Genomic DNA, 23,022 nt, shown 5'->3' with positions numbered 1-23,022 from the left:
GCCATCCTGGGCCGAAGCTCTGGAGTTGCTCAAGTCTGCTTTGGCCCGGGCGGGGCGCGGGAATCCAACGGGCACTTGAGAAGCGGGGACCTCGCTTCGGGGGACAGAAGGATGTGAGGTCGATGGAGTTGTTCGTCTTCATCGTGTTCCTGGGGATCGTGGTGATCGGGATCATCGCGCTCTCCTCGGGGGCGGGCGGCAGGAAGAAGCCGCTCGGGGGGCGCGCCGGGCGAGGCGGGCGCCGGGGTTCGGACAGCGGCGGCGGCGGTGGTTCCGAAGGGGGCAGCTGGTGGGGCGGTGGTGACAGCGGCGGCGGTCACTCGTGCGGTGGTGGTGGCGGTTGCGGTGGTGGTGGCGGCGACTGAGCCGGCCCCGCCGGCCGTGCGGAACGGACGGGGGACGTGGGCGTGAGGTGTCCGGCGGGAGCGAACTCCCGCCGGACATCTTTTGGTTGGGGGCACCGGGAACACCTGAACCGTGCTGCCCCCTGACGGATGGAAACCACGGCAAGTTGGGTAAAAACGCTGTGAGTGCCGCGTACTTCGTGATTGCATCGATGTAGAGAACATTCAGCCCTCGGAGCCCAGTTGGGCCGGATCGGGCTTGTCCGCCCCTGCGTGCGCCGCACCGGGGTACCTCCTGTCCATGTGTCCCTGTGTGTCCTGCGGAGCCGATCCATGCTCACGACCCTCCAGACCTCCTATTCCGACACCCGCGCCGCCGACCTGGCGTGGGCGCTCGGCTGTGAGCCGTTGCCGGCTCTCGCCGTGCTCGATCTCGAACTGGCCGGTGCGAAGGTGCAGATGAGGCTGCTCGGCGCCTCCCATCAGGTCCTGATGGAGGAGGAGCGGCGGACGTGCTCGGAGACCGTCGCCTGCCTTCCGGGCAGCAGCACCCCCCTGCCCCTCGGCGTCGCCGAGCGTGTGGGTGACTGGGAGTACGAGTTCGCGGCGCGCGTCGAGACGCTCTCCGAGGGGTCCTTCGCGGGGCGCGCGCAGGAGCTCCTCGCACTGGTGGCCGATCATCCGCACGGGCTTGCGGGCACCTTCCCCGGCAGCCCTTACGCCTTCACGGCGATGCTGGCGCAGCGTACGGAGGGCCAGGTCCGGTGGCGCACCTGGCACGCCTATCCGCAGGAGGGGCAGCTCGTGGTGACCCGGACGCGGGTGGGGGTGCGGGCCAGGGCGCGGGCTTCCTGAGGGGCGCGGGCGGGGTCGCCCGAGGCGACTCCTCCGTGCGCCACTTGCACCCGTGTGGGTGACGAACGGCAAGGTTTCCGTCACGTAGCGTTCGCCTCATGATCGACCAGCAGACACCGGTGCGACGGGGCGCGGCGCGACTTCCCGTACGGCCGAGGACCGGCCGGTTCCTGGTGCTGGCCGTGGTGTTCGTCTGTGCCGCGTGCGGTCTGGTGTACGAGCTGGAACTGGTCGCGCTGGCCTCGTACCTGATCGGTGATTCGGTCACGCAGGCGTCCGTGGTGCTCTCCGTGATGGTGTTCGCGATGGGCATCGGCTCCCTTCTCGCGAAACGTTTACGCTGCCGTGCCGCCGTGGGCTTCGGGCTGATCGAGGCCGCACTCGCGCTGACGGGCGGCACCTCGGCGCTCGTGCTCCACGCGTCCTTCGCCTGGCTGGGCGAGTCGCGTCACGCGCTGGTGTGCTTCTCGCTCGCCATCGGCATCCTGATCGGCGCGGAGATCCCGCTGCTGATGACGATGATCCAGCGGGTCGACCGGCAGGACGCGGGCGGCGCCGTCGCGGATCTCTTCGCCGCCGACTACGTGGGCGCGCTCGTGGGCGGGCTCGCCTTTCCGTTCCTGCTGCTGCCGATGATGGGCCAGCTCACCGGGGCGCTGTTCACCGGCGGGGTCAACGCGGTGGCGGGCGGGGCGCTGGTCCTGTGGGTGTTCCGGCGTGATCTCGCCGGCCGGGAGCGCCGGCTGCTGATCGTGGTCAACGCCCTCGTCATCGCGCTGCTGGCCACCGCCACGGTGCTGGTCGACGACTTCGAACGGGCGGCGCGGCGTGCGGTGTACGGGGACGAGGTGCGGGTCGCCGTGCGGACCGGGGTGCAGGAGGTCGTCCTCACCGGGACGGGGCGCGGCCCGCTCGACCTCTATCTGGACGGGCGGCTGCGGGTCAGCTCCCGCGACGAGTACCGCTTCCACGAGGCGCTCGTGCACCCGGCGATGAAGGGGGCCCACCGGCGGGTGCTGATTCTGGGGGGCGGTGACGGACTGGCCGCCCGGGAGGTGCTGCGCTATCCGGACGTCACGGCCGTCGTCGTGGTGGAGCTCGATCCGGCCGTCACCCGCCTGGCCCGTACGGACCCGGCGCTCTCCCTGCTGAACGGGCACGCGTACGAGGACCCCCGGCTGAGGACGGCCACCGCTGACGCCTTCACCTGGTTGAGGGCCGCGCGGGACCGTTTCGACGTGGTGATCTCGGACCTGCCCGACCCCGGGATCACGGCCGGCTCGAAGCTCTACGCCGCTGAGTTCTACGGGCTGGTCACCGAGGTCCTCGAGCCCGGCGGGCGGCTGGTGGTGCACGCGGGGCCGCTGGCCGGCAGTCCTGAGACGTTCTGGACGGTGGAGGCGTCGATGCGGGCGAGCGGCCTGAGGACCCGGCCGTACCGCGTGGCGGGGAGCCTCACCGGTTTCGCGGCCGGCCCCGCCCCCGGCCGTGGGACCGGTGCAGCGCCCCGGGACTGGGGGTTCGTGCTGGCCGCCCGGCACGATTCGGGTCCGCTCGGTCTCGACCCCGGGGCGCCGGTGCTGCGGACGCTGGGGGAGCGGGAGCTGCGGGTGGCCCGGCACGGGGCGGAACGGGTACGGCAGCGAGGGGTGCCGCCTTCGACGCTGGTCCATCCGCGCTACCGGGAGGCGCCGTGAGCGCGGCGAGGCGGTGCGGTGGACGTGGCGTACGCGGGTCGCGGGGTGCGGAAGCGCTGACGGGACGGCCGGGGCTGAGTAGGCTCGGGCGGTATGGAGCATGAGGTGTTCGTTCCGGTTCCGGTCACGTCCCTTCGGCGGACGCTGGGTGATCCCGCCCGGGTCGCGCGATGCGTGCCCGGCCTCCAGCGGGACGCCGACGCGTCGGCGGGCCCGTTGGCAGGCCGGCTGAAGTTCCGTGCCGACGGTCACACGATCACGTATCGCGGGGCGCTGACCCTGCGGCCGTCGGGCGAGGGCGAACCCGGTGCCTTCTCCGTGACGGGCGAGGGCGTGGAGGCCAGAGGCACCGGTTCGGCGAAGCTGGCCCTGACCATCGGACTCGCGGAGACGGACGGCGGGACGACGATCCGGTTCACGGGCACGGCGAGCGGTGACGGCCGGGTCGTGGATCTGGACGAGGCGACGGCGCTCGCCTCCGCGCAACGGCTGCTGGACCGCTTCACGCAGCAGCTGGTGACGGAGACCCTGGCGACGCGGGAGGACACGTCGGCACGGGAGGGGGAACAGGCCACGGAGCCGTCCGCTTCCGGCGCACCGGCGGGGAAGACGCCCGATGCGCCCACGGCGAAGACGCACGACGTACCGAACGGGAAGACGCCGGACGCACCCACGGCGAAGACGCCCGACGTGCCCCCTGGGGAGGCTCCTGACGCCCCCGCCGGGAAGACGCCCTCGGACCGGGATTCCGTGTTCGACACCCCCGTGCCGGATTCGCCGCTCGACCCGTCAGCGGAACTGGAGTTCACCGTGCCCGACGAGCCGCCCGCCGAGGCCGCGCATGCCCGCCGCACCATGATCGGCCGCAGCACGGAGGAGGTCGACCACGCCCCGCCGCGCGGCCGGTACGCCCCCGTCCCCTCGCCCGAAGCGGGAGCCGCGGGCATCACCCTTCGCTGGGCCGCTCCGGCCGCGGCCCTCGCGATCGCCTCCGCCGTGGTCGTGGGCAGGGCTCTGCGCCGTAGGAGGCCCTGAGAGGCACCCCGCGCCAGTAGTGTCGTGGGGTGAGCGATGTTGGGAAGAACGTCCGGCTGACCGCCGGCGATGCCGAGTTGACCGTCGACCCCGTCCATGGCTGCCGCATCCGCAGCCTGCGGATCGGAGGCACCGAACTGCTGCGCCAAGGCGAGCGGTACGGCTGCTTCCCGATGGTGCCGTGGTGCGGACGAACCGAGAACGGCCTGTTCCGCAACGGCGGCGAGCCGCACCGACTGCCGCTGAACTCTCCGCCGCACGCCATCCACGGCACCGGCCGTGACACCGCCTGGAAGCCCGCCCGGCAGGACGAGGCCGAAGCGGCGTTCTTCTACGACCTGGCCGATCCGTGGCCGTACGAGGGGCGGGTCACGCAGACCTTCGAGCTGACCGAGGACTCGCTGACGCTGAGCCTCGGCATCGAGACGTACGGCGACTCCTTCCCGGCACAGGGTGGGTGGCACCCCTGGTTCCTGAGGAACCTCGGCGGCGAGGACGTGCGGATCGACTTCGACGCGGCCTGGCAGGAGGAGCGCGGCGAGAACCACCTGCCGACCGGCCGCCGGATCGACCCCCTGCCCGGCCCGTGGGACGACTGCTTCGGCATGCCCGCAGGTGTGGACGTGAAGCTCACCTGGCCCGAGCAGCTGGAGCTGACGGTCAGGAGCCGGGACGAATGGGTGGTGATCTACGACGAGCAGGCGGAGGCGGTCTGTGTGGAGCCGCAGTCCGGTCCGCCGAACGGGCTGAACACCGCCCCCCGGCTCGTCACCCCGATCGAACCCCTGGAGATCGCCACGACCTGGAACTGGGTGCGGCTCTGAGCCTCCGCGGCAGCGCTTACCCTCGTTGACATGACTGACGTACGCGCTGAGCTGCTCCAGCAGATCAAGGACAAGGCCGTGGTGCACGGCAAGGTGACCCTCTCCTCGGGTCTGGAAGCCGACTGGTACATCGACCTGCGCCGGATCACGCTGGACGGCAAGGCCGCGCCGCTGGTCGGCCAGGTCATGCTCGACGCCACCGCCGAGCTGGACTACGACTGCGTGGGCGGGTTGACCCTGGGTGCCGACCCGGTCGCCACCTCGATGCTGCACGCCTCGGCCGCACGGGGGAAGAGCCTCGACGCGTTCGTCGTCCGCAAGGCACAGAAGGCCCACGGGATGCAGCGCCGCATCGAGGGCACGGACGTCAAGGGCCGCCGCTGCCTCGTCGTCGAGGACACCTCGACGACCGGTGGCTCGCCGCTGACCGCCGTCGAGGCGGTGCGCGAGGCCGGCGGCGAGGTCGTCGCCGTCGCGGTGATCGTGGAGCGCGGTGCGGCTCCGGCGATCGCCGAGGCCGGTCTGCCCTACCTCCACGTCTACTCCGTGGCTGACCTCGACCTGGCCTGACCTGGGGATTCTCTCGGAGGCGCCCCGTTTCACGTGAAACAGGGCGCCTCAGCCGACAGGCAGCGTGGAGCCGGAGCGAGAGTCTGGGAAGATAAGGGCGACGATGACGTCGCCCCCAGGTCAGGGACCAAGCCTGAACACCCGCACATCCCAAGGAGCGGACAGATGCCCATCGCAACCCCCGAGGTCTACGCCGAGATGCTCGACCGGGCGAAGGCAGGCAAGTTCGCCTACCCGGCCATCAATGTGACGTCGACCCAGACCCTGCACGCTGCACTGCGCGGCTTCGCGGAGGCGGAGAGCGACGGCATCGTCCAGATCTCCACCGGTGGTGCCGAATTCCTGGGCGGCCAGTACAACAAGGACATGGTGACGGGCGCCGTAGCCCTCGCCGAGTTCGCGCACATCGTCGCCGCCAAGTACGACATCACGGTCGCGCTGCACACCGACCACTGCCCCAAGGACAAGCTGGACGGCTATGTCCGCCCGCTGCTCGACGTCTCCGCCGAGCGGGTCGCCAAGGGCCTGAACCCGCTGTTCCAGTCGCACATGTGGGACGGCTCGGCCGAGACCCTGGCCGACAACCTGGCCATCGGCCAGGAGCTGCTGGCCAAGGCCGCCGCGGCCAAGATCATCCTTGAGGTCGAGATCACTCCGACCGGTGGCGAGGAGGACGGCGTCACGCACGAGATCAACGACGAGCTGTACACGACCGTCGACGACGCGCTGCGTACGGCCGAGGCCCTCGGACTGGGCGAGAAGGGCCGCTACCTGCTGGCCGCGTCCTTCGGCAACGTCCACGGCGTCTACAAGCCGGGCAACGTCGTCCTGCGTCCCGAGCTCCTCAAGGACCTGCAGGAGGGTGTCTCCGCCAAGTACGGCAAGCCGGCCGGCAGCCAGCCGTTCGACTTCGTCTTCCACGGCGGCTCGGGCTCCACGGCCGAGGAGATCGCCACCGCGCTGGAGAACGGCGTCGTGAAGATGAACCTCGACACCGACACCCAGTACGCCTTCACCCGCCCGATCGTGGACCACGTGTTCCGCAACTACGACGGCGTGCTGAAGGTCGACGGCGAGGTCGGCAACAAGAAGGTCTACGACCCGCGCAGCTGGGGCAAGTCCGCCGAGGCGGGCATGGCCGTGCGTGTCACGGAGGCCTGCGCCAACCTGCGGTCCGCCGGCACCAAGCTGAAGTAAGTACGCACGTACGTCGCGGACGTCCACGGACGCAGGACGGGCCCGGTCTCCCTCGCGGGGGGGCCGGGCCCGCTCCATGTCTGCGGCCGGTCACCGGGACCCGGGGAATTGAGGACAACGCTGTGAGCACGCCTGCGCGCTACGACTTCGACACCGTCATCGACCGCCGGGGGACCTGGTGCGTGCAGTGGGACGGGGTCGCCGAGCGCTTCGGGGTGGACGGGCTGCTGCCGTTCACCATCTCCGACATGGACTTCGAGACCGCGCCGGAGGTGCTGACCGCCCTGCGCGCCCGTCTCGAACACGGGGTGCTCGGCTACACCGGATGGCAGCACGAGGACTTCCTGTCGGCGATCGCGCACTGGTACGCGACCCGGTACGGCACCGCCCTCGACACCCGCCAGGTGGTCTACGGGCCGTCCGTGCTCAGCCAGCTCTCCCAGCTGCTGCAGATGTGGACGGCCGAGGGCGAGGGCGTGGTCGTCCACACCCCGACGTACGACGGATTCCGCAAGGCGGTCACCGGGCTCGGGCGGGAGCTCCGGGGCGTGCCGATGGAGGACGCGGCTGCCCTGGAACGGGAGCTGGCGCGGGCCGACGCGAAGGTCCTGGTGCTGTGCTCGCCGCACAACCCGACGGGGCGGGTGTGGACGGAAGCCGAGCTCCGGGAGATGGCTGCGCTCGCCCGCAGGCACGGGGTGGCGGTGGTGTGCGACGAGATCCACGCGGACTTCGTGCGGGACGGACACGCGCACGTCCCGTACGTGCGGATCGCGGAGGCGGAGGCAGAGGCGGCGGGCGGTCCCGGGCGCTGGGCCGTCATCACGTCCGCGTCGAAGGCCTTCAATTTTCCGGCGCTGACCGGGGCGTACGGGATCATCGGGGACCCGGAGGACCGGGCGGAGTATCTGCGGCGCATGGAGACGGCGGAAGGGCTCGCCTCGCCCGCGGTGCTCTCGCTGACCGCGCACATCGCGGCGTACCGATCGGGTGCGGCCTGGCTGGACGCGGTGCGCGCGTACGTCGCGGAGAACCTGGCGCTGGTGGCGGAGCGGCTGAACACGGCCTTCCCCGAGCTGGCGTGGGAGCCACCGCAGGCCGGCTACCTGGCGTGGGTCGACCTGCGTCCACTGGCTGTGGACGACGAGGCGCTCCAGCGGGTGCTGATCGAGCGCGAGAAGGTCGCGATCATGCCGGGGGCGGTGTACGGGGCCCCGGGGTTCGTTCGGCTGAACGTGGGGTGCGCGCGAAGCAAGGCCGACGCCGGGGTCTCCGCGCTGGTGCGCGCCCTGGAGGCCGTACGGGACGACGCGTCCCGCACATGAATGGCCTCGCGGGCGGGGAGCGGTGATGCTGCTCGTATGACTGATGCGGACGGTGACGGGATCCGGGTTGCCTCGCCCGTAGGACGGTGGGTCGTCCTCACCACCGTGCTCGGGTCGAGCATGGCCCTGCTCGACTCCACCGTCATCAACGTGGCACTGCCCCGCATCGGCCAGGACCTCGGCACCGATCTGGCGGCCCTCCAGTGGACCGTCAACGCCTACATGCTCACCCTGGCCGGCCTGATCCTGCTCGGGGGTGCGCTCGGGGACCGGTTCGGGCGGCGCCGGGTGTTCGTCCTGGGGGTCGTCTGGTTCGCCGTGGCCTCGCTGCTGTGCGGGATCGCGCCGAACGCGGAGGTGCTGATCGCGGCGCGGGCGCTCCAGGGGGTCGGGGGCGCGCTGCTCACGCCCGGCTCCCTGGCGATCATCCAGGCGAGCTTCCACCCCGACGACCGGGCCCGCGCCGTGGGGCTCTGGTCCGGGCTCGGCGGGGTCGGCGCGGCTGTCGGGCCGTTCCTCGGGGGATGGCTCGTGGACGGGCCGGGCTGGCGGTGGGTGTTCCTGCTGAACCTCCCGCTCGCCGCCGTCTGTGTGCCCGTCGCCCTGCGGCACGTGCCGGAATCCCGGGACCCGGACGCCCACGGACGGTTCGACGTGCTGGGGGCCGCGCTCGCCGCGCTCGCGCTCGCCCTGGTCACCTACGCCCTGATCGAGGTGCCGGAGCAGGGCGCGTCCTTCGTGGTCGTCGGCTCAGCGGTCGGCGGCGTGGCGCTGGGCGTGGCCTTCGTGTCCGTGGAGCGGCGCCGGGCCGAGCCCATGGTGCCGCCGTCGATCTTCGCCTCCCGGCAGTTCACGGCCGTCAACATCGTGACGTTCTGCGTGTACGCGGCCCTCGGCGGCTTCTTCTTCCTGTCCGCGATCCAGCTCCAGGTGGTCGCCGGCTACTCCGCACTCGGAGCGGGCACCGCGCTCTTGCCCACGACGGTGCTCATGCTGCTCTTCTCCGCTTCGGCGGGCGATCTCGGACGGCGGATCGGGCCCCGCGTCCCGCTCACCGTGGGCCCGCTGCTGGCGGCAGCGGGGATGCTGCTGATGCTGCGCGTCGGGGAGAACGCCTCGTACGTCGCCGACGTCCTGCCCGCCGTGCTGGTGCTGGGGCTCGGCATGGTCACCCTCGTGGCGCCCCTCACCGCGACCGTGCTGGCCGCCGTGGACACCGGCAGGGCCGGGCTCGCCAGCGGGATCAACAACGCCGCGGCGCGGGCCGCCGGGCTGCTCGCGGTGGCCGCGCTGCCGCTGCTGGCCGGGATGGGCCCGGAGGCGTACCGGGACGCGGGGGAGTTCGCCTCCACGTTCCGCCGGGCGATGCCCATGTGCGCCGGTCTGCTGGTGGCCGGTTCGGTGATCGCCTGGTGGACCGTGCGGAAGCCGCGGGAGGCCCGTCAGGAGGCGCGGCCCGAGTGCACGATGCACTGCGGTGTCACGGCCCCGCCCTTGGAGCCGGAGCGCGGGCCCAGGCACACTTGAACCATGTCCATCCACGAGAACCTGCTCGGGGGCCCCGCCCCGACCCACCTGCCCGACGACCCGGAGCCGCGTGAGCTGCTCGCCGCAGGCACGGCGCCCGCCGATGTCGCGGCGAAGTACCCCACCTCCTCGCTGGCCTGGGCGCAGCTCGCCGACGAGGCGTACGAGGGCGGCCGGGTCATCGAGTCGTACGCCTACGCGCGCACCGGCTACCACCGCGGTCTCGACGCCCTGCGCCGCGCGGGCTGGAAGGGCCACGGCCCCGTCCCGTTCGAGCACGAGCCCAACCGCGGCTTCCTGCGCGCGCTGCACGCCCTGGCGCGCGCCGCGCAGGCGATCGGCGAGCAGGAGGAGTACGAGCGCTGCTCCACGTTCCTGCGTGACTCCTCCCGGACCGCCGCCGACATCCTGGGCTGAGTCTCCCTCGCCCCACGGGCCCCGCGGGCAGCCGCCCACGGGCCCCGCGGGCAGCCGCCCGCGGGGCCCGACGCGTTCCCCGGACTGCCGTTAGGATGCCGAGCAGGGGACCGGAGCTCCACCACCTCAGAGGAAGGGGCGGACCGCTACCCGGAAGCTCGTGTCGAGGAGACAGAAATGTCGGCCATCCACCCCGACCCCGAAGCCACCGGTGCGGACACCCCGCACCTGGACTTCGCGGGCACGACTCCGTACGAGGACTATGTCCAGGCGGATGTCCTGACCCACCTCCAGCACCTGCGCTCGGACGACCCCGGCGAGATGGTCTTCCTGGTCACCACCCAGGTCATGGAGCTGTGGTTCACCGTCATCGTCCATGAGTGGGAGACGGCGGCGCACGCCCTGCGCGAGGACCGCATACCGGTCGCCCGCGACGCCCTGAAGCGCTCGCTGCGGGAGCTGGAGGCGCTGAACGCCTCCTGGAAACCGCTCGCCGGTCTCACGCCCGCCCAGTTCAACTCCTACCGGGGCTCGCTCGGCGAAGGATCGGGATTCCAGTCGGCGATGTACCGGCGGATGGAGTTCCTGCTGGGCGACAAGTCCGCCTCCATGCTCGTGCCGCACCGGGGCGCTCCCCGTGTGCACGCGGAGCTGGAGAAGGCGCTCCACGAGCCCGGCCTCTACGACGAGACGCTCGCGCTGCTCGCCCGGCGTGGATACGCCGTACCGCAGTCGGTGCTGGAACGCGACCTGTCGCAGAAGTACGAGCCCTCTCCCGCGGTCGAGGCCGTCTGGGCGGAGATCTACGCCGACCCGGACCAGAACGCCGAGCTCGTACGGCTCGGCGAGGTGCTGACCGACGTCGGCGAGCTGGTGTGGCGCTGGCGCAACGACCACCTGACCGCCACCCGGCGGGCGATGGGTTCGAAGACGGGCACCGGCGGATCGGCCGGGGTCGCCTGGCTGGAGAAGCGGGCCACCAAGAGCGTGTTCCCCGAGCTGTGGACGGCGCGCAGCCATGTCTGATCTCCGTGAGCGCGCGACGGCGCTCGACTCCGCCGACCCCCTGGCCGCACTGCGCGATCTGTTCACCCTGGACGACACCGTCTACCTCGACGGCAACTCGCTGGGCGCGCTGCCCCGCCACGTGCCCGCGCGCATGCAGGACGTCATCACCCGCGAATGGGGCTCGCTGCGCATCCGCTCCTGGGACGAGAGCGGCTGGTGGACCGCGCCCGAGCGGATCGGCGACCGGATCGCCCCGCTCGTGGGAGCCGCCGCGGGCCAGATCGTGGTGGGCGACTCCACCAGCGTGAACGTCTTCAAGGCCGTCGTCGGCGCTATCCGCCTGGCGGGTGGGGGCAGGGACGAGATCCTCGTCGACGCGACGACGTTCCCGACGGACGGGTACATCGCCGGATCGGCGGCCCGGATGACGGGTCACCGCGTCGTGCCGGTCGCCCCGGCCGACGTGCCGGCCGCGCTCGGCCCCCGCACGGCGGCGGTGCTCCTGAACCACGTGGACTACCGCTCGGGACGGCTGCACGATCTGCCCGGTCTCACCGCCGCCGTCCACGCGGCGGGCGCCCTCGCCGTCTGGGACCTGTGCCACAGCGCGGGCGCGCTGCCCGTCGGCCTCGACGCCCACCAGGTGGACCTGGCCGTCGGCTGCACGTACAAGTACCTCAACGGTGGCCCCGGTTCGCCCGCGTACCTGTACGTCGCCGAGCGCCACCAGGAGGCCTTCGACTCACCGCTGCCCGGGTGGACCTCGCACGCGGACCCGTTCGGGATGACTCCCGGCTACGTCCCGGCGGACGGCTCCGTGCGGGGCCGGGTCGGCACGCCCGACATCCTCTCCATGCTGGCGCTGGAGGCCTCGCTCGACGTGTGGGACGGCGTATCGGTGGACGCCGTCCGGGCCAAGTCCCTCGCCCTGACGGACTTCTTCCTCGAGTGCGTCGCCGCCTACGTCCCCGAGGGCCGGGTCACCCCGGTCACCCCGGCCCCCCACACCGCGCGCGGCAGCCAGGTCTCGCTGCGCTGCGAGGTGCCCGAGGAGACCGAGCCGGTGATGCGCGCGCTCGTCGAGCGCGGGGTGGTCGGCGACCTCAGGCGCCCCGACGTGCTCCGGTTCGGTTTCACCCCGCTGTACGTGGGTTTCGCCGACGTGGAGCGGGCGGCGCGGATCCTGGCCGAGGTGCTGGGGGTCTGAGCGTCCGCCGCCGTACGCGTCCGCTCTCCGGGCCCGTACGGCGGCGGTCCGCCGTACTGGTACCGTCCCCGCAGGTCAGTCCAGTTGGGCACAGGCGTAGGACGGTTGGAGCAGCATGTCGGATTCTGCCGCGCGTGATCGGGACGCCGCCGAGACCGAGTCGGCGTTCGCGCATCCGGTGGTCGCGCCCGACGGGTCGGCGGCCTACGGGAGCCACCCCGACCAGGTGATCGACTTCTTCGCGCCGAGGGACGGCCGTGACGGGGCGCCGCTCGTGGTGCTGCTGCACGGCGGGGCCTGGCGCGCCCCGTACGACCGGCAGCACGTGTCGCCGTTCGCGGACTTCCTGGCGCGGCGTGGCTTCGCCGTGGCCAGCGTCGAGTACCGGCGCGGCGGCGAGATCCCGCAGCAGGGCGGGGCGGGGCCGGTCGCCGGGCGCTGGCCCGAGACGTTCGACGACGTCGCGGCGGCGATGGACGCCCTGCCGGCGCTGGTGGCCGAAGGGCTCCCGGCGGCCGACCTGCGCAAGACCGTCGTCACCGGGCACTCGGCCGGCGGGCAGCTCGCCCTGTGGGCGGCAGCCCGGCACGTGCTCCCGGAGGGTTCGCCGTGGCGGCTGCCCGCCGCCCCGCCGCTGCGCGGGGTCGTCGCGCTGGCGCCGATCGGGGACTTCGCCAGCGCGGTGGAGCTGGACGTCTGCTCGGGAGCCCTCCACCAGCTCCTCGGCGGCGCCACGGACTTCGAGGCGCGCAGCGCCCACGTCGACCCCGCCCTGCTGCTGCCCACCGGGATCGCCACGGCCGTCGTCCAGGGGGTGGAGGACACCACCGTGCCGCCCGCCGTCACGGAGGCGTTCGTGGACGCCGCGGCGAAGGCCGGGGAGATGGTGGGGCTGACGCTGCTCGACGGGGTCGGCCACTTCCCGCTGATCGACCCGTCCGCGGACGCCTGCGCGGTCGTGGCCGAGGAGATCGCCCAGCTGGCCTGGTAGTACTTGCGACGGACGGACCAGGATCCACATCACTGCGGACGCCCCGGGCACGGCCCGGCACCTACCGTGTGGGTGTGACCGAGACCAAGACCAGAAGCCCGGAATTCCGGCTGGCCGCAGGAGCGATAGGCGGACTGCGGCAGGACCTCTTCCACGATGTGTTCGACTACCGCCCGCTCGGCCCGCTGGGCACGGACGGGCCGGTGATCCGCCGGCTGCCGAGGCCCGTACGGGCCAGGGCCGTCTGGTTCCCGCACGCGGTGGTGGCCGCGGTCGCGCTGATCGCGCTGCTGGACGGTGTCTTCACGGCGAACTCCTACTCGCCGTTCGGTATCGCGACGCTCATTACCGCGTTCCTGCCGGCCGCCACGCTGCTGATGACACTGATCCGTCCCGTCCTCGCGTTCTGGGTGTCGATCGTGTCGACCCCGGTGGTGGCCGTGGTGGGCAGTGGCGACTGGCCCTGGCAGACGAGCGCCTTCATCTGCCACCTCGGCGTGCTGGTCGTCGTCGCGGCGAGGACCCGGCCGCGTACCGCCGCCTGGATGTGGCTGGCCACCCTGGTCGTCGGCAGCCTCCTCGGGAACATCGGCCCCGGCTTCTCCAACACCGCGCCCATGGCCGTCACCTCGGCGTTCGCGCTGCTCGTCGTCGCCATGGTGCAGGTGCGCCGTGAGGCGGAGCGCGAGGTGACCGTGCAGCGCACCGTCACCGCAGTCGAACGCGACCGGCGCACCCTGCTGGAGGAGCGCACCACCATCGCCCGTGAGCTTCACGACGTCGTAGCCCACCACATGTCCGTCGTCGCGATCCAGGCCGAGGCCGCCCCGTACCGGGTGGAGAACCCCCCGCCCGAGCTGGAGCAGGCCTTCGCCACGATCCGGGAGAACGCCGTGGCCGCGCTCACCGAGCTGCGCCGGGTCCTCGGTGTCGTACGGGCGGAGGACTACGAGGCACCGGACGCCCCGCAGCCCACCCTGGCCGAGCTCGACCGGCTGCTGGACAACGTCCGGGAGACCGGGCTGCGGACGGAGAAGACCGTCACCGGCGCCGTACGCGAACTCCCGCAGGGCGTCGAGCTGTCGGCGTACCGGATCGTCCAGGAGGCGCTGAGCAACACACTGCGCCACGCCCCGGGCGCCGGCGCCCAGGTGGAGATCGGGTATGTGCTCGGCGGGCTGGGAGTGCGTGTCGTCAACGGTCCCGCGCGGGGGCTGGTCAAACCGTCGCCGGGGGCCGGACACGGGATCACGGGGATGAGGGAGCGGGTCGCGATGCTGAACGGGGAGATGACCGCCGGGCCGACCGGCGACGGAGGGTACGAGGTCGCCGTGTTCCTCCCCGTACCGTCCCAGCGGGAGCAGACCGAGGACGGTGGGCGCGCATGAGCGAGTCGCCCATCCGGGTACTGATCGTCGACGACCAGATGATGGTCCGCGAGGGTTTCTCCGTGCTGCTGAACGCGATGCCCGGCATCGAGGTCGTCGGCGAGGCCGTCGACGGGCGGCAGGCCGTCTCGCAGGTCGCCGCCCTGCGTCCCGACGTGGTGCTCATGGACATCCGGATGCCGGAACTCAACGGCATCGAGGCGACCCGTGAGATCGTCGCGGCCGACGCGGAAGCCAAGGTGCTGGTCCTGACCACGTTCGATCTCGACGAGTACGTCTACCAGGCGCTGCGCGCGGGCGCCTCCGGCTTCCTGCTGAAGGACGCATCGGCGCGGCAACTGGCCGACGGCGTGCGGGTGGTGGCCTCCGGCGAGGCGCTGCTCGCGCCGACCGTCACCAAGCGGCTGATCACCGAGTTCTCGAAGATCGCCGAGGCGCCCAGGCCGCCCGCCATGGCCCGGATCGGTGACCTCACCGAGCGGGAGACGGAGGTGCTCGTGCTGATCGCGCAGGGCCTGTCGAACCAGGAGATCGCCTCGCACCTCGTGGTCGCCGAGTCGACGATCAAGACGCACGTGAGCCGCATCCTCGTGAAGCTCGGGCTGCGGGACCGGACCCAGGCGGCCGTGTTCGCCTACGAGGCACGGCTGGTCACGCCCGGATAGCGTCGGCCCATGCACGTGTCCTTCGACCCCTGGTCCCCGGCGTTCGTCGCCGATCCGTACCCCGCCTACGCCGCGCTGCGCGCCACCGGCCGGGCGCACTACTTCGAGCCGACGCGGCAGTGGCTCGTCCCGCACTACTCCGACGTCTCGGGGCTGCTGCGTGACCGGCGGCTGGGGCGGACATATCTGCACCGCTTCAGCCATGACGAGTTCGGGGTCACCGCCCCGCCCGAGGCACACGAGCCGTTCCACACGCTCAACGGCCACGGGATCCTCGATCTGGAAGCGCCCGACCACACCCGGATCCGGCGGCTGGTCGCCAAGGCGTTCACGCCCCGCAGGGTCGAGGCGCTCGCCCCGACGGTGGAGCGGCTGGCCGCCGCGCTCGTCGACGACTTCGTCTCGGCGGGCGGCGGCGATCTGCTGGGGGCGGTGGCCGAGCCGCTGCCGGTGGCGGTCATCGGGGAGATGCTCGGCGTGCCGGAGGCCGACCGGGGGCTGCTGCGGCCCTGGTCGGCGGCGATCTGCGGGATGTTCGAGCTGAATCCGCCGGAGGAGACGGCGCGGGCCGCCGTCCGCGCGTCGGTCGAGTTCTCCGCGTATCTGCGGGAGCTGATCACCGCACGCCGCGGCGACCCCGGAGCGGACCTGATCTCCGGGCTCATCGCCGCGCACGACGACGAGGACCGGCTGACCGAGCAGGAGATCATCTCCACCTGTGTGCTGCTGCTCAACGCGGGCCACGAGGCGACGGTCAACGCCACCGTCAACAGCTGGTGGATGCTCTTCCGGCATCCGGAGCAGCTGGCGGCCCTGCGCGCCGACCACAGCCTGCTGCCGACGGCCGTGGAGGAACTGCTGCGCTACGACACCCCGGTGCCCATGTTCTCCCGATGGGTCCTGGACGACATCGAGGTCGACGGCACCGTCATCCCCCGTGGCGCGCAGGTCGCGCTGCTCTTCGCGTCGGCCAACCGTGATCCGGCGCGCTTCGCCGACGCGGAGACGCTGGACCTCTCCCGCCGGGACAACCCGCACATCTCGTTCGGGGCGGGCATCCACTACTGCCTGGGCGCGCCTCTGGCCCGGGTCGAACTGGGCGCTGTGTTCGGCGAGTTGCTGCGCAAGGCGCCCGGCATGCGGCTGCTGGCGGAGCCGGAGTGGAAGCCCGGCTACGTGATCCGGGGGCTGCGGGAGCTACTGGTCGAGATCTGAGACGAGGGTGCCCGACAGCCGTACGCGATCCGGGTCGTACGGATTCGCCCAGCTGTGCAGGCCCCACGTGGCCCCGGCGGACACGCCGGCCGTGCAGAGCCCCGCGACCAGGACCCGGCCCCGCAGGGGCGCGCGCCCGCGCAGCGGACGCAGGGTCAGCAGCCAGGTCAGCGGGGGTGTCAGGGCTCCGGCGAGCAGGACGAGGGGCAGCTCCGTCCACAGGACGGAGAGGTCCCGCCCGTGGCCCTCCGGTCCGGTGCCCATGTGCGGGCCGGTACGCCGGGACGAGCCCCGGACGAACAGAGCCGTCACGGCGCCGAGCAGCGCCGTCGCGCACCCGCCGTACCCCGCCACGTCCCGTTGCTCCATGCGGGTGGGGACGTCCGGCGGCCGGGGCCGGTTCCTCACGTGGTCCGCAGGTCCCGGCGGCGGAAGCCCTCCAGGCCGAACAGGATCAGGGCCGCCGCGACCAGGGTGAGGACGGCCAGGGGTGTCCAGTCCATGGGTGCGGCGGGCAGCCGCGGGACATGACCGAAGGGGGACAGGTCGTTCATCCCGTCCGGGAAGCGCAGCAGCTGACCCAGGTAGCCGGTCACGAAGGCGTACACCGGGAGCGCCCACGCGGCCTGGGCGGCCCGGGGGAGCCAGCCGAACAGCACGGCGGCCACGCCCGCGGTGACCCACAGCGCCGGTGCGTACGCGAGCGTCGCGCCGGTCAGGGAGAGCACCAGCCGCGAGTCGCCGGTCGAGGCCGCCCCCGCGACACCGATGCCGAGTCCGGCCAGCAGCAGGACCACGGTGCCGCCGGCCAGGGCGACCGCCAAGTGGCTGCCCGCCCAGCGGACACGGGACAGCCCGGTCGCCAGGAGGGCTTCGGCGCGGCCCGCGTTCTCCTCGGCCCGGGGCCGCAGCGTGGCCGTCACGACGTGGACGGAGGCCACCACCGCGAGGACCACGATGATCATCGAGGCGAACGACTCGGCCGTCGTGGCCCCGCCGATCTCCGAGAGCGCCTCCTCCATCTGCTCGATGCTCCCCAGCATGTCGTCGGCCTGGCCGAGGATCGACCTGTACATGGCGCCCATCAGGAACAGCCCGGCGCCGAATCCGGCCAGTACGGAGCGGTGCAGCCGCAGGGCGAAGCCCAGCGGCCTGAGCAGCGCGCCGGACGCCGTCGCGCTGCCGGGCCGGGTGGCGCGGAGCCCCGCGCCCACGTCGCGCCGGGTGGACAGGGCGAAGCCCGCGCCGGCGCAGAGGGCGGCGGACACGAGGCAGAGCAGCAGGGGCCACCAGTCGTCGTCCACGTACGGGTAGCTGCGCTGCACCCAGCCGATCGGGGAGAGCCAGGACAGCACGTCGTCCCCGCCCGCGTCCCCGGCGGCCCGCAGGACGTAGGCGAGACCGATGACGGCGAGCGCGGAGCCGGACGCGCCCCGGGTGTGGGCGCTGATCTGCGCGGTGACGGCGGCGACGGAGGCGAAGACGAGGCCGGCGCACGCAAGCGCGAGGCCGTAGAGGAGTGAGCCGGTGGCTCCGGCGGGCGCGAGGTCCATGGCGCCGAGTCCGGCGGCGAGCAGGACGGCGAGCGCCAGGTCGGCGATCACCGCCACGCAGAGCGCGGCGGCCAGGTGCGCGTGACGCCCCACGACGGTGGAACGGACCAGTTCGGCGCGGTTGGTCTCCTCCTCGTCCCGGGTGTGGCGGGTGACGGTCAGGACATTCATGAGCCCGATCAGGACGGCGGTGAATCCCAGCATCTGATGGCCGGTCATCGCGCCGAACGTGTAGTCGTCCAGATAGTGCCTGGGCCCGGTCATCGCGAGCGCGGCCGGGCTGCCCATGGTGGCGAGCGCGGAGGCCCGGTCCTCCGGACCGGCGTAGAGCGCCGCGTACTTGTCCGCGGCGGCCAGGGTGCCGAAGAACAGCGCGAGGATCCATACGGGGAGCCGGACGCGGTCCCTGCGGAGGTTGAACCCGACCAGGGTGCGGGTGCCCGCCAGCGCGCCGGGGGCCATGAGGGTCCGTGGGGGTGCCGGTGTCCTGGTGACGGTCGCGGCGCTCATCGCGTGCTTCCCGTGGAGAGGTTCCCCTCGGGGGAGCCGTGCCCTACGGCGGCGAGTTCGTCGCCGTAGTGGCGCAGCATCAACTCCTCCAGGGTCGGCGGATGGCTGATCAGACTGCGCACGCCGAACGAGGCGAGCCTGCTCACGGCGCCGTCCAGATGGCCGCCGTCCACGGTGAACCGCACGCGGGTCCCGCCCCCCTCGGCCGCCACCTCCACGGAGTGCACGCCCGGGAGCAGGCCGAGACCCTCCGCGGGCCGTACCGTCTCGGCCTCGACCGTCGTACGCGTCAGATGCCGCATCTCGCTCAGCGACCCGGACTGCACGGTCCTGCCGAGCCGGACGATGCTGATCCTGTCCGCCAGCTTCTCGACCTGCGCCAGGACATGGCTGGAGAGCAGCACCGTCCTGCCCGCCTCCTTCGCCTGGAGGATCACGTCCTGGAAGACCGTCTCCATCAGGGGGTCGAGTCCGGCAGTCGGTTCGTCCAGGAGCAGCAGTTCCGCGTCGGACGCCAGGGCCGCGACGATGGCCACCTTCTGACGGTTGCCCTTGGAGTAGGCCCTGCCCTTCTTCGTCGGATCGAGTCCGAAGCGCTCGATCAGCTCGTCACGGCGCCGCTTGTCGGCCCCGCCCCGCAGACGCGAGAGCAGATCGATGGCCTCACCGCCGGTGAGACCCGGCCAGAGCTCCACGTCGCCGGGGACGTAGGCGAGGCGCCGGTGCAGCGCGACGGCGTGGTGCCACGGGTCCTTCCCGAGCAGCTGGGCCGCGCCCGAATCGGCGCGCAGCAGCCCCAGGAGGACGCGGATCGTGGTGGACTTCCCGGCGCCGTTGGGCCCGAGGAAGCCGTGGACCTCGCCGGCCTCGACGGCGAGGTCGAGCCCGTCCAGAGCGCGCGTCCGGCCGAACGACTTGTGCAGCCCGGCGACGCTGATTGCCTTCGTCATGTTTCTGAACGTACGCGGGCTTCATAAACTTGTGAAGTTAAGGAACCGTATAAAGTCGGGCCATGACCTGGGCGGCGGAGACGGCGGGGGATATGACCAGCGGGACCGAGGGCGCGGGCGCGGGAGCGGCCGGCGGGCGCGACGAGGAGGCCGTGGCGCGGTTCGTCGAGCGCTTCGCGGCCGATATGGCCGAGGCGGGGATGCAGCGCATGGCCGCGCGCGTCTTCGCGGCCCTCCTGGCGGCGGACGACGGCTCCATGACCTCGGCGGACCTCGGCCGGCAGTTGCAGATCAGCCCGGCGGCGGTATCGGGCGCGATCAGCTATCTCTCGCAGGTCAACATGGTCGGCCGCGAACGCGACCCCGGCTCACGCCGTGACCGTTACCGCCTGCACGAAGAGGTCTGGTACGCCACCCTCGCGGGCCGCGACCAGGTGATGACCCGCTGGGAGCGCACGCTGAGGGACGGCGCGCGCTCCCTGGGCGAGGACACCCCGGCCGGTGCGCGCCTCACGGAGACGGCGGAGTTCTTCGAGTTCCTGCAGGAGGAGCTGCTGGGCATCCTGAAGCGGTGGCGGGAGAGCCGGAAGACGGAGAGCTGAGGGCGCTCCGGGGCTGGAGCCCTTCGGCCGCGGTGCCTTCCGGCCGGAAGGCACCGTTCCCGGCTCAGCCGTCAGCCGCCGGGAGTACCAGCTCCCAGGCTCCCGCCCGGACCGTCCACGTGCGGCTCCTGACCGGGCCCGCCACCTGTATGTCCGCGCGATAGCGGAAGTCCGGACCCGCGACCGTGACCGCCTTGGCCTCCGACACGAGGGTCTCGCCGGAGGTCGTGTGGATCACCACGTCCGCCAGCCCTCCGTCTCCCTGGGCGGTCACCGAGACGCCCTCGACCGGACGGTCCAGGTCGTTCAGCAGGACCCCGTCCGCCTCGACCCGCAGCCGGTGCGTCCGGGAAGGACCCGAAGGTGAGGGCGGCGCGGGGCGGACCAGGGCCGTTATCAGGTTGCGGCAGGTGTCCCAGACCGTGTGGGGCGGGCCGGGCCGGGTGCTCGACGCGGGGATGCGCAGTTCGCCCAGTACGACCCCGTCGCTGTCGTCGACCAGCAGGTCCAGCCGGCGGGCGGCCCCGTCGAGAACCGTGCGGGCCGCGGCGACCGCTCCCCTGGGCACGCCCAGCGCGTGCGCGAGCTCCAGGGAGTGCGCGGCGCCGACCGGGATCAGGGAGAGAGCGCCGTCGGAGAGCTCCCGCTCCCGGTGGAGCTGGGACACGGCGCGCAGCAGCGCGTGGTCGTCACCGACGACCACCGGACGTCTGGCACCCCGCCGCGACAGGGCCCTGGCGAACTCGTCGGGGCCGTCCGGGAGGCAGATCTTGGCGTGCGCACCGGCGCTCAGTACGTCCTTCGCGATGCGCACGGACTCGCCGTCGTAGCGGCGGGCAAGGGGGTCGATGAGCACGAGTAGCTGGTGGTCGCCGTCGCCGGGGGGCTCTGCAGCCGACACCTCGGTCCTTCCTCGGGTAGCATCTTGGTGCAAGAGCCCCTTGCGCTATTGCGCCAGGGGCTTCGTCTATTCCGGGGCACCCGGTTCGACGGCTCAGGCTTTGCCGTACATCGTCGTACGGCAGGTACGACCTTTACGTACGCCCCCTGACCTTGGACATGCCCCGCCCGGAAGGGGTGTACGCCTGTGCCCGCACTTGTGCTGCTCGGTGCTCAGTGGGGTGACGAGGGCAAGGGGAAGGCCACCGACCTGCTCGGTGGGTCCGTTGACTATGTGGTGCGCTATCAGGGCGGCAACAATGCCGGCCACACGGTTGTCGTAGGCGACCAGAAGTACGCACTGCATCTCCTCCCCTCCGGAATCCTGTCGCCGGGGTGTACTCCGGTCATCGGTAACGGTGTCGTCGTCGACCCGGCGGTCCTGCTCTCCGAGCTGAGCGGTCTGAACGAGCGTGGCGTCGACACGTCCAAGCTCCTGATCAGCGGCAACGCTCATTTGATCACTCCGTACAACGTCACCGTCGACAAGGTGACCGAACGCTTCCTCGGCAAGCGCAAGATCGGCACGACCGGGCGCGGTATCGGCCCGACCTATGCCGACAAGATCAACCGCGTGGGCATCCGCGTCCAGGACCTCTACGACGAGTCCATCCTGGAGCAGAAGGTCGAAGCGGCGCTGGAGCAGAAGAACCAGCTCCTGGCCAAGGTCTTCAACCGCCGCGCGATCGACGCCGGGAAGATCGTCGAGGAGATGCTCCAGTACGCGGAGCAGATCAAGCCGTACGTCGCCGACACGACGCTGATCCTGAACGACGCCATCGACGAGGGCAAGGTCGTCCTCTTCGAGGGCGGCCAGGGCACGCTGCTGGACGTCGACCACGGCACGTATCCCTTCGTCACCTCGTCGAACCCGACCGCGGGCGGCGCCTGCACCGGAGCCGGCGTGGGCCCGACGAAGATCAGCCGGGTCATCGGCATCCTCAAGGCCTACACCACTCGCGTCGGTGCGGGACCCTTCCCGACCGAACTTCTCGACGAGGACGGCGAGGCGCTGCGCAGGATCGGTGGCGAGCGCGGTGTCACCACCGGCCGTGACCGCCGCTGCGGGTGGTTCGACGCCCCGATCGCGCGGTACGCGACCCGGGTCAACGGCCTCACCGACTTCTTCCTCACCAAGCTGGACGTGCTGACCGGCTGGGAGCAGATCCCGGTGTGCGTGGCGTACGAGATCGACGGCAAGCGCGTCGAGGAACTCCCGTACAGCCAGACCGACTTCCACCACGCGAAGCCGGTCTACGAGATGCTGCCGGGCTGGTCCGAGGACATCACGAAGGCCAAGACCTTCTCCGACCTGCCGAAGAACGCGCAGGCGTACGTGAAGGCGCTGGAGGAGATGTCCGGCGCCCCGATCTCCGCGATCGGTGTCGGCCCCGGCCGTACCGAGACGATCGAGATCAACTCCTTCCTCTAGGAGACGACACGACGGCGGCCGGTCCTTCCTCGCGGAAGGGCCGGCCGCCGTCGTCCGTGTGCGGGAGGGCGCGTGTGCGGGGGAGGGCGCGCCGTCGTCGTGTGCGGGGAGGGAGCCTGCGCGGGGAGCCGCCGTCAGGGCAGCTGCCGGGCGAACGCCCAGACGAACAGCGCCCCTGCCAGGCAGCAGACCAGCGCCGTCGGCAGCACCCAGCCGGCCCTGCGCCGCCCGCGCAGGGGCGCTGTCAGCCGGTCGTGCAGCCCGGCCAGGCCGTGGAGCCCGGCCGTCGCCGCGAGGCAGCAGGGGACGGCGACCGCGAAGTGGGCGAGCCAGGCTCCCCCCTTGCCGGGGCCGCCCCAGGAATTGTCGTACGGGCCCTGGTCGACGAATCCGTAGAACGGGCCCCGCGCCAGCGCGAGCAGGGTCACGCCCGCGAGGACGAGGGCCGGCGCGCCCAGAAGCACAGCCGTGACGGCATGGCCCGCCACCCGCACCGGCGACGGGCGCGGAGCGCCGGGAGGCGGGACCGCCCGCAGCAGGGAGCAGGCGGAGCCGGCGCGGCCGATGACGGTCAGGGCGAGCGCGGCGGCGCCCCGGGGGAGCAGGGTGACCGCGTCCCGGCCGCGGAGCGCGGCACGTCGGGTCGCGCGGGGCAGGGTGCCGGCCGGCGGCGGGGAGAGGGGAGCCCGTGGGGTGTCCATGGCGGGACCGTAGGCGGGGGGCCGTGTCCGCCGCGGCATACCGGGGTGCTGTCCTGGCCCCCTACTCCGG

General features: G+C 72.2%; 23 protein-coding genes. 18 read left to right on the top strand and 5 right to left on the bottom strand.

Features of this window, described 5'->3' with window-relative positions; translation table 11 throughout:
• Nucleotides 1-122 precede the first annotated feature (122 nt).
• The 16 genes from ABZY45_RS30050 to ABZY45_RS29975 all read left to right on the top strand — a co-directional run bounded on the left by ABZY45_RS30050 (nt 123) and on the right by ABZY45_RS29975 (nt 16,265).
• A complete protein-coding gene (locus tag ABZY45_RS30050) occupies nt 123-365 on the top strand; it encodes a hypothetical protein (RefSeq protein ID WP_356744972.1) in 243 nt (80 codons plus the stop codon).
• Nucleotides 366-677: 312 nt separating this feature from the next.
• Complete coding sequence (locus tag ABZY45_RS30045) at nt 678-1,199, top strand: DUF2617 family protein (protein ID WP_356744970.1); 522 nt, start codon at nt 678-680, stop codon at nt 1,197-1,199.
• Nucleotides 1,200-1,297: 98 nt separating this feature from the next.
• Nucleotides 1,298-2,896 (top strand): polyamine aminopropyltransferase, encoded by a 1,599-nt coding sequence (locus ABZY45_RS30040; protein WP_356744968.1) that lies wholly within the window; start codon nt 1,298-1,300, stop codon nt 2,894-2,896.
• Between the two features lie 93 nt (nt 2,897-2,989).
• Nucleotides 2,990-3,931, top strand: coding sequence for a carbon monoxide dehydrogenase (locus tag ABZY45_RS30035; protein WP_356744966.1), 942 nt, complete (start codon nt 2,990-2,992; stop codon nt 3,929-3,931).
• Between the two features lie 29 nt (nt 3,932-3,960).
• A complete protein-coding gene (locus tag ABZY45_RS30030; protein WP_356744964.1) occupies nt 3,961-4,755 on the top strand; it encodes an aldose 1-epimerase in 795 nt (264 codons plus the stop codon).
• Between the two features lie 30 nt (nt 4,756-4,785).
• Nucleotides 4,786-5,325, top strand: coding sequence for an orotate phosphoribosyltransferase (pyrE, locus tag ABZY45_RS30025; protein WP_145812994.1), 540 nt, complete (start codon nt 4,786-4,788; stop codon nt 5,323-5,325).
• Between the two features lie 165 nt (nt 5,326-5,490).
• Nucleotides 5,491-6,522 carry a class II fructose-bisphosphate aldolase gene (gene fbaA, locus ABZY45_RS30020; protein WP_356744962.1) on the top strand — a complete coding sequence of 344 codons (1,032 nt, stop codon included), beginning with the start codon at nt 5,491-5,493 and terminating at the stop codon, nt 6,520-6,522.
• Between the two features lie 122 nt (nt 6,523-6,644).
• The gene (locus ABZY45_RS30015; RefSeq protein WP_356744960.1) at nt 6,645-7,847 is read left to right on the top strand and encodes a MalY/PatB family protein; all 1,203 of its coding nucleotides are present in this window, start codon (nt 6,645-6,647) and stop codon (nt 7,845-7,847) included.
• A 36-nt stretch (nt 7,848-7,883) separates the two neighbouring features.
• Entirely contained in the window at nt 7,884-9,374 is a 1,491-nt protein-coding gene (locus ABZY45_RS30010) for an MFS transporter (RefSeq protein ID WP_356744958.1), read from the top strand.
• Between the two features lie 3 nt (nt 9,375-9,377).
• Nucleotides 9,378-9,791, top strand: a complete 414-nt coding sequence (locus tag ABZY45_RS30005; protein WP_356744956.1) for a DUF3151 domain-containing protein — start codon at nt 9,378-9,380, stop codon at nt 9,789-9,791.
• Nucleotides 9,792-9,968: 177 nt separating this feature from the next.
• Nucleotides 9,969-10,817: a tryptophan 2,3-dioxygenase family protein gene (locus ABZY45_RS30000; RefSeq protein WP_356744954.1), complete on the top strand. Its 849-nt coding sequence runs from the start codon at nt 9,969-9,971 to the stop codon at nt 10,815-10,817.
• On the top strand, nt 10,810-12,006 hold the full coding sequence (kynU, locus tag ABZY45_RS29995) for a kynureninase (RefSeq protein WP_356744952.1): 1,197 nt from the start codon (nt 10,810-10,812) through the stop codon (nt 12,004-12,006). The genes ABZY45_RS30000 and kynU overlap by 8 nt, the downstream gene beginning before the upstream one ends.
• 115 nt (nt 12,007-12,121) lie before the next feature.
• A complete protein-coding gene (locus ABZY45_RS29990) occupies nt 12,122-12,997 on the top strand; it encodes a prolyl oligopeptidase family serine peptidase (RefSeq protein WP_356744950.1) in 876 nt (291 codons plus the stop codon).
• 74 nt (nt 12,998-13,071) lie between these two features.
• Complete coding sequence (locus tag ABZY45_RS29985; RefSeq protein ID WP_356744948.1) at nt 13,072-14,385, top strand: histidine kinase; 1,314 nt, start codon at nt 13,072-13,074, stop codon at nt 14,383-14,385.
• On the top strand, nt 14,382-15,050 hold the full coding sequence (locus tag ABZY45_RS29980) for a response regulator transcription factor (RefSeq protein WP_356744946.1): 669 nt from the start codon (nt 14,382-14,384) through the stop codon (nt 15,048-15,050). Before ABZY45_RS29985 ends, ABZY45_RS29980 begins: the two co-directional genes overlap by 4 nt.
• 9 nt (nt 15,051-15,059) lie before the next feature.
• On the top strand, nt 15,060-16,265 hold the full coding sequence (locus ABZY45_RS29975) for a cytochrome P450 (RefSeq protein ID WP_356744944.1): 1,206 nt from the start codon (nt 15,060-15,062) through the stop codon (nt 16,263-16,265).
• Here ABZY45_RS29975 and ABZY45_RS29970 read toward each other — a convergent pair.
• Genes ABZY45_RS29970 through ABZY45_RS29960 form a run of 3 tightly spaced genes read right to left on the bottom strand, consistent with a single transcriptional unit; the run spans nt 16,248 to nt 19,278 of the window.
• A complete protein-coding gene (locus ABZY45_RS29970) occupies nt 16,248-16,619 on the bottom strand; it encodes a hypothetical protein (RefSeq protein WP_356744942.1) in 372 nt (123 codons plus the stop codon). The genes ABZY45_RS29975 and ABZY45_RS29970 overlap by 18 nt on opposite strands.
• A gap of 50 nt (nt 16,620-16,669) precedes the next feature.
• Entirely contained in the window at nt 16,670-18,328 is a 1,659-nt protein-coding gene (locus ABZY45_RS29965; RefSeq protein WP_356744940.1) for an ABC transporter permease, read from the bottom strand.
• Nucleotides 18,325-19,278, bottom strand: a complete 954-nt coding sequence (locus ABZY45_RS29960; RefSeq protein WP_356744938.1) for an ABC transporter ATP-binding protein — start codon at nt 19,276-19,278, stop codon at nt 18,325-18,327. Before ABZY45_RS29960 ends, ABZY45_RS29965 begins: the two co-directional genes overlap by 4 nt.
• A 92-nt stretch (nt 19,279-19,370) precedes the next feature.
• On the opposite strand from ABZY45_RS29960, the gene ABZY45_RS29955 reads away from it, so the two are divergent.
• On the top strand, nt 19,371-19,880 hold the full coding sequence (locus ABZY45_RS29955; RefSeq protein WP_356745188.1) for a MarR family transcriptional regulator: 510 nt from the start codon (nt 19,371-19,373) through the stop codon (nt 19,878-19,880).
• Nucleotides 19,881-19,944: 64 nt separating this feature from the next.
• Here the strand turns inward: ABZY45_RS29955 and ABZY45_RS29950 are convergent, their stop codons facing one another.
• Nucleotides 19,945-20,781 carry a diacylglycerol kinase gene (locus ABZY45_RS29950; RefSeq protein ID WP_356744936.1) on the bottom strand — a complete coding sequence of 279 codons (837 nt, stop codon included), beginning with the start codon at nt 20,779-20,781 and terminating at the stop codon, nt 19,945-19,947.
• Between the two features lie 186 nt (nt 20,782-20,967).
• On the opposite strand from ABZY45_RS29950, the gene ABZY45_RS29945 reads away from it, so the two are divergent.
• A complete protein-coding gene (locus tag ABZY45_RS29945) occupies nt 20,968-22,251 on the top strand; it encodes an adenylosuccinate synthase (protein WP_356744934.1) in 1,284 nt (427 codons plus the stop codon).
• A 134-nt stretch (nt 22,252-22,385) separates the two neighbouring features.
• Here ABZY45_RS29945 and ABZY45_RS29940 read toward each other — a convergent pair whose 3' ends face one another.
• The gene (locus ABZY45_RS29940; protein WP_356744932.1) at nt 22,386-22,952 is read right to left on the bottom strand and encodes an NUDIX hydrolase; all 567 of its coding nucleotides are present in this window, start codon (nt 22,950-22,952) and stop codon (nt 22,386-22,388) included.
• Nucleotides 22,953-23,022: the final 70 nt, after the last annotated feature.

The sequence above is a fragment of the Streptomyces sp. NPDC006516 genome, assembly GCF_040611875.1.
Lineage (GTDB): Bacteria > Actinomycetota > Actinomycetes > Streptomycetales > Streptomycetaceae > Streptomyces.
Note: the sequence above shows the minus strand (reverse complement) of the source record. Positions and strands in the feature narration are given on the sequence as shown.

Coding starts and splice junctions, on each gene's coding strand:
- ABZY45_RS30000 (WP_356744954.1), top strand. CDS start 9,969: ATGTCGGCCATCCACCCCGACCCCGAAGCCACCGGTGCGGACACCCCG.
- ABZY45_RS30010 (WP_356744958.1), top strand. CDS start 7,884: ATGACTGATGCGGACGGTGACGGGATCCGGGTTGCCTCGCCCGTAGGA.
- ABZY45_RS29965 (WP_356744940.1), bottom strand. CDS start 18,328: ATGAGCGCCGCGACCGTCACCAGGACACCGGCACCCCCACGGACCCTC.
- ABZY45_RS29960 (WP_356744938.1), bottom strand. CDS start 19,278: ATGACGAAGGCAATCAGCGTCGCCGGGCTGCACAAGTCGTTCGGCCGG.
- ABZY45_RS30005 (WP_356744956.1), top strand. CDS start 9,378: ATGTCCATCCACGAGAACCTGCTCGGGGGCCCCGCCCCGACCCACCTG.
- kynU (WP_356744952.1), top strand. CDS start 10,810: ATGTCTGATCTCCGTGAGCGCGCGACGGCGCTCGACTCCGCCGACCCC.
- ABZY45_RS30040 (WP_356744968.1), top strand. CDS start 1,298: ATGATCGACCAGCAGACACCGGTGCGACGGGGCGCGGCGCGACTTCCC.
- ABZY45_RS29955 (WP_356745188.1), top strand. CDS start 19,371: ATGACCAGCGGGACCGAGGGCGCGGGCGCGGGAGCGGCCGGCGGGCGC.
- ABZY45_RS29990 (WP_356744950.1), top strand. CDS start 12,122: ATGTCGGATTCTGCCGCGCGTGATCGGGACGCCGCCGAGACCGAGTCG.
- ABZY45_RS30045 (WP_356744970.1), top strand. CDS start 678: ATGCTCACGACCCTCCAGACCTCCTATTCCGACACCCGCGCCGCCGAC.
- ABZY45_RS30035 (WP_356744966.1), top strand. CDS start 2,990: ATGGAGCATGAGGTGTTCGTTCCGGTTCCGGTCACGTCCCTTCGGCGG.
- ABZY45_RS29980 (WP_356744946.1), top strand. CDS start 14,382: ATGAGCGAGTCGCCCATCCGGGTACTGATCGTCGACGACCAGATGATG.
- ABZY45_RS29975 (WP_356744944.1), top strand. CDS start 15,060: ATGCACGTGTCCTTCGACCCCTGGTCCCCGGCGTTCGTCGCCGATCCG.
- ABZY45_RS29940 (WP_356744932.1), bottom strand. CDS start 22,952: ATGGACACCCCACGGGCTCCCCTCTCCCCGCCGCCGGCCGGCACCCTG.
- ABZY45_RS30050 (WP_356744972.1), top strand. CDS start 123: ATGGAGTTGTTCGTCTTCATCGTGTTCCTGGGGATCGTGGTGATCGGG.
- fbaA (WP_356744962.1), top strand. CDS start 5,491: ATGCCCATCGCAACCCCCGAGGTCTACGCCGAGATGCTCGACCGGGCG.
- pyrE (WP_145812994.1), top strand. CDS start 4,786: ATGACTGACGTACGCGCTGAGCTGCTCCAGCAGATCAAGGACAAGGCC.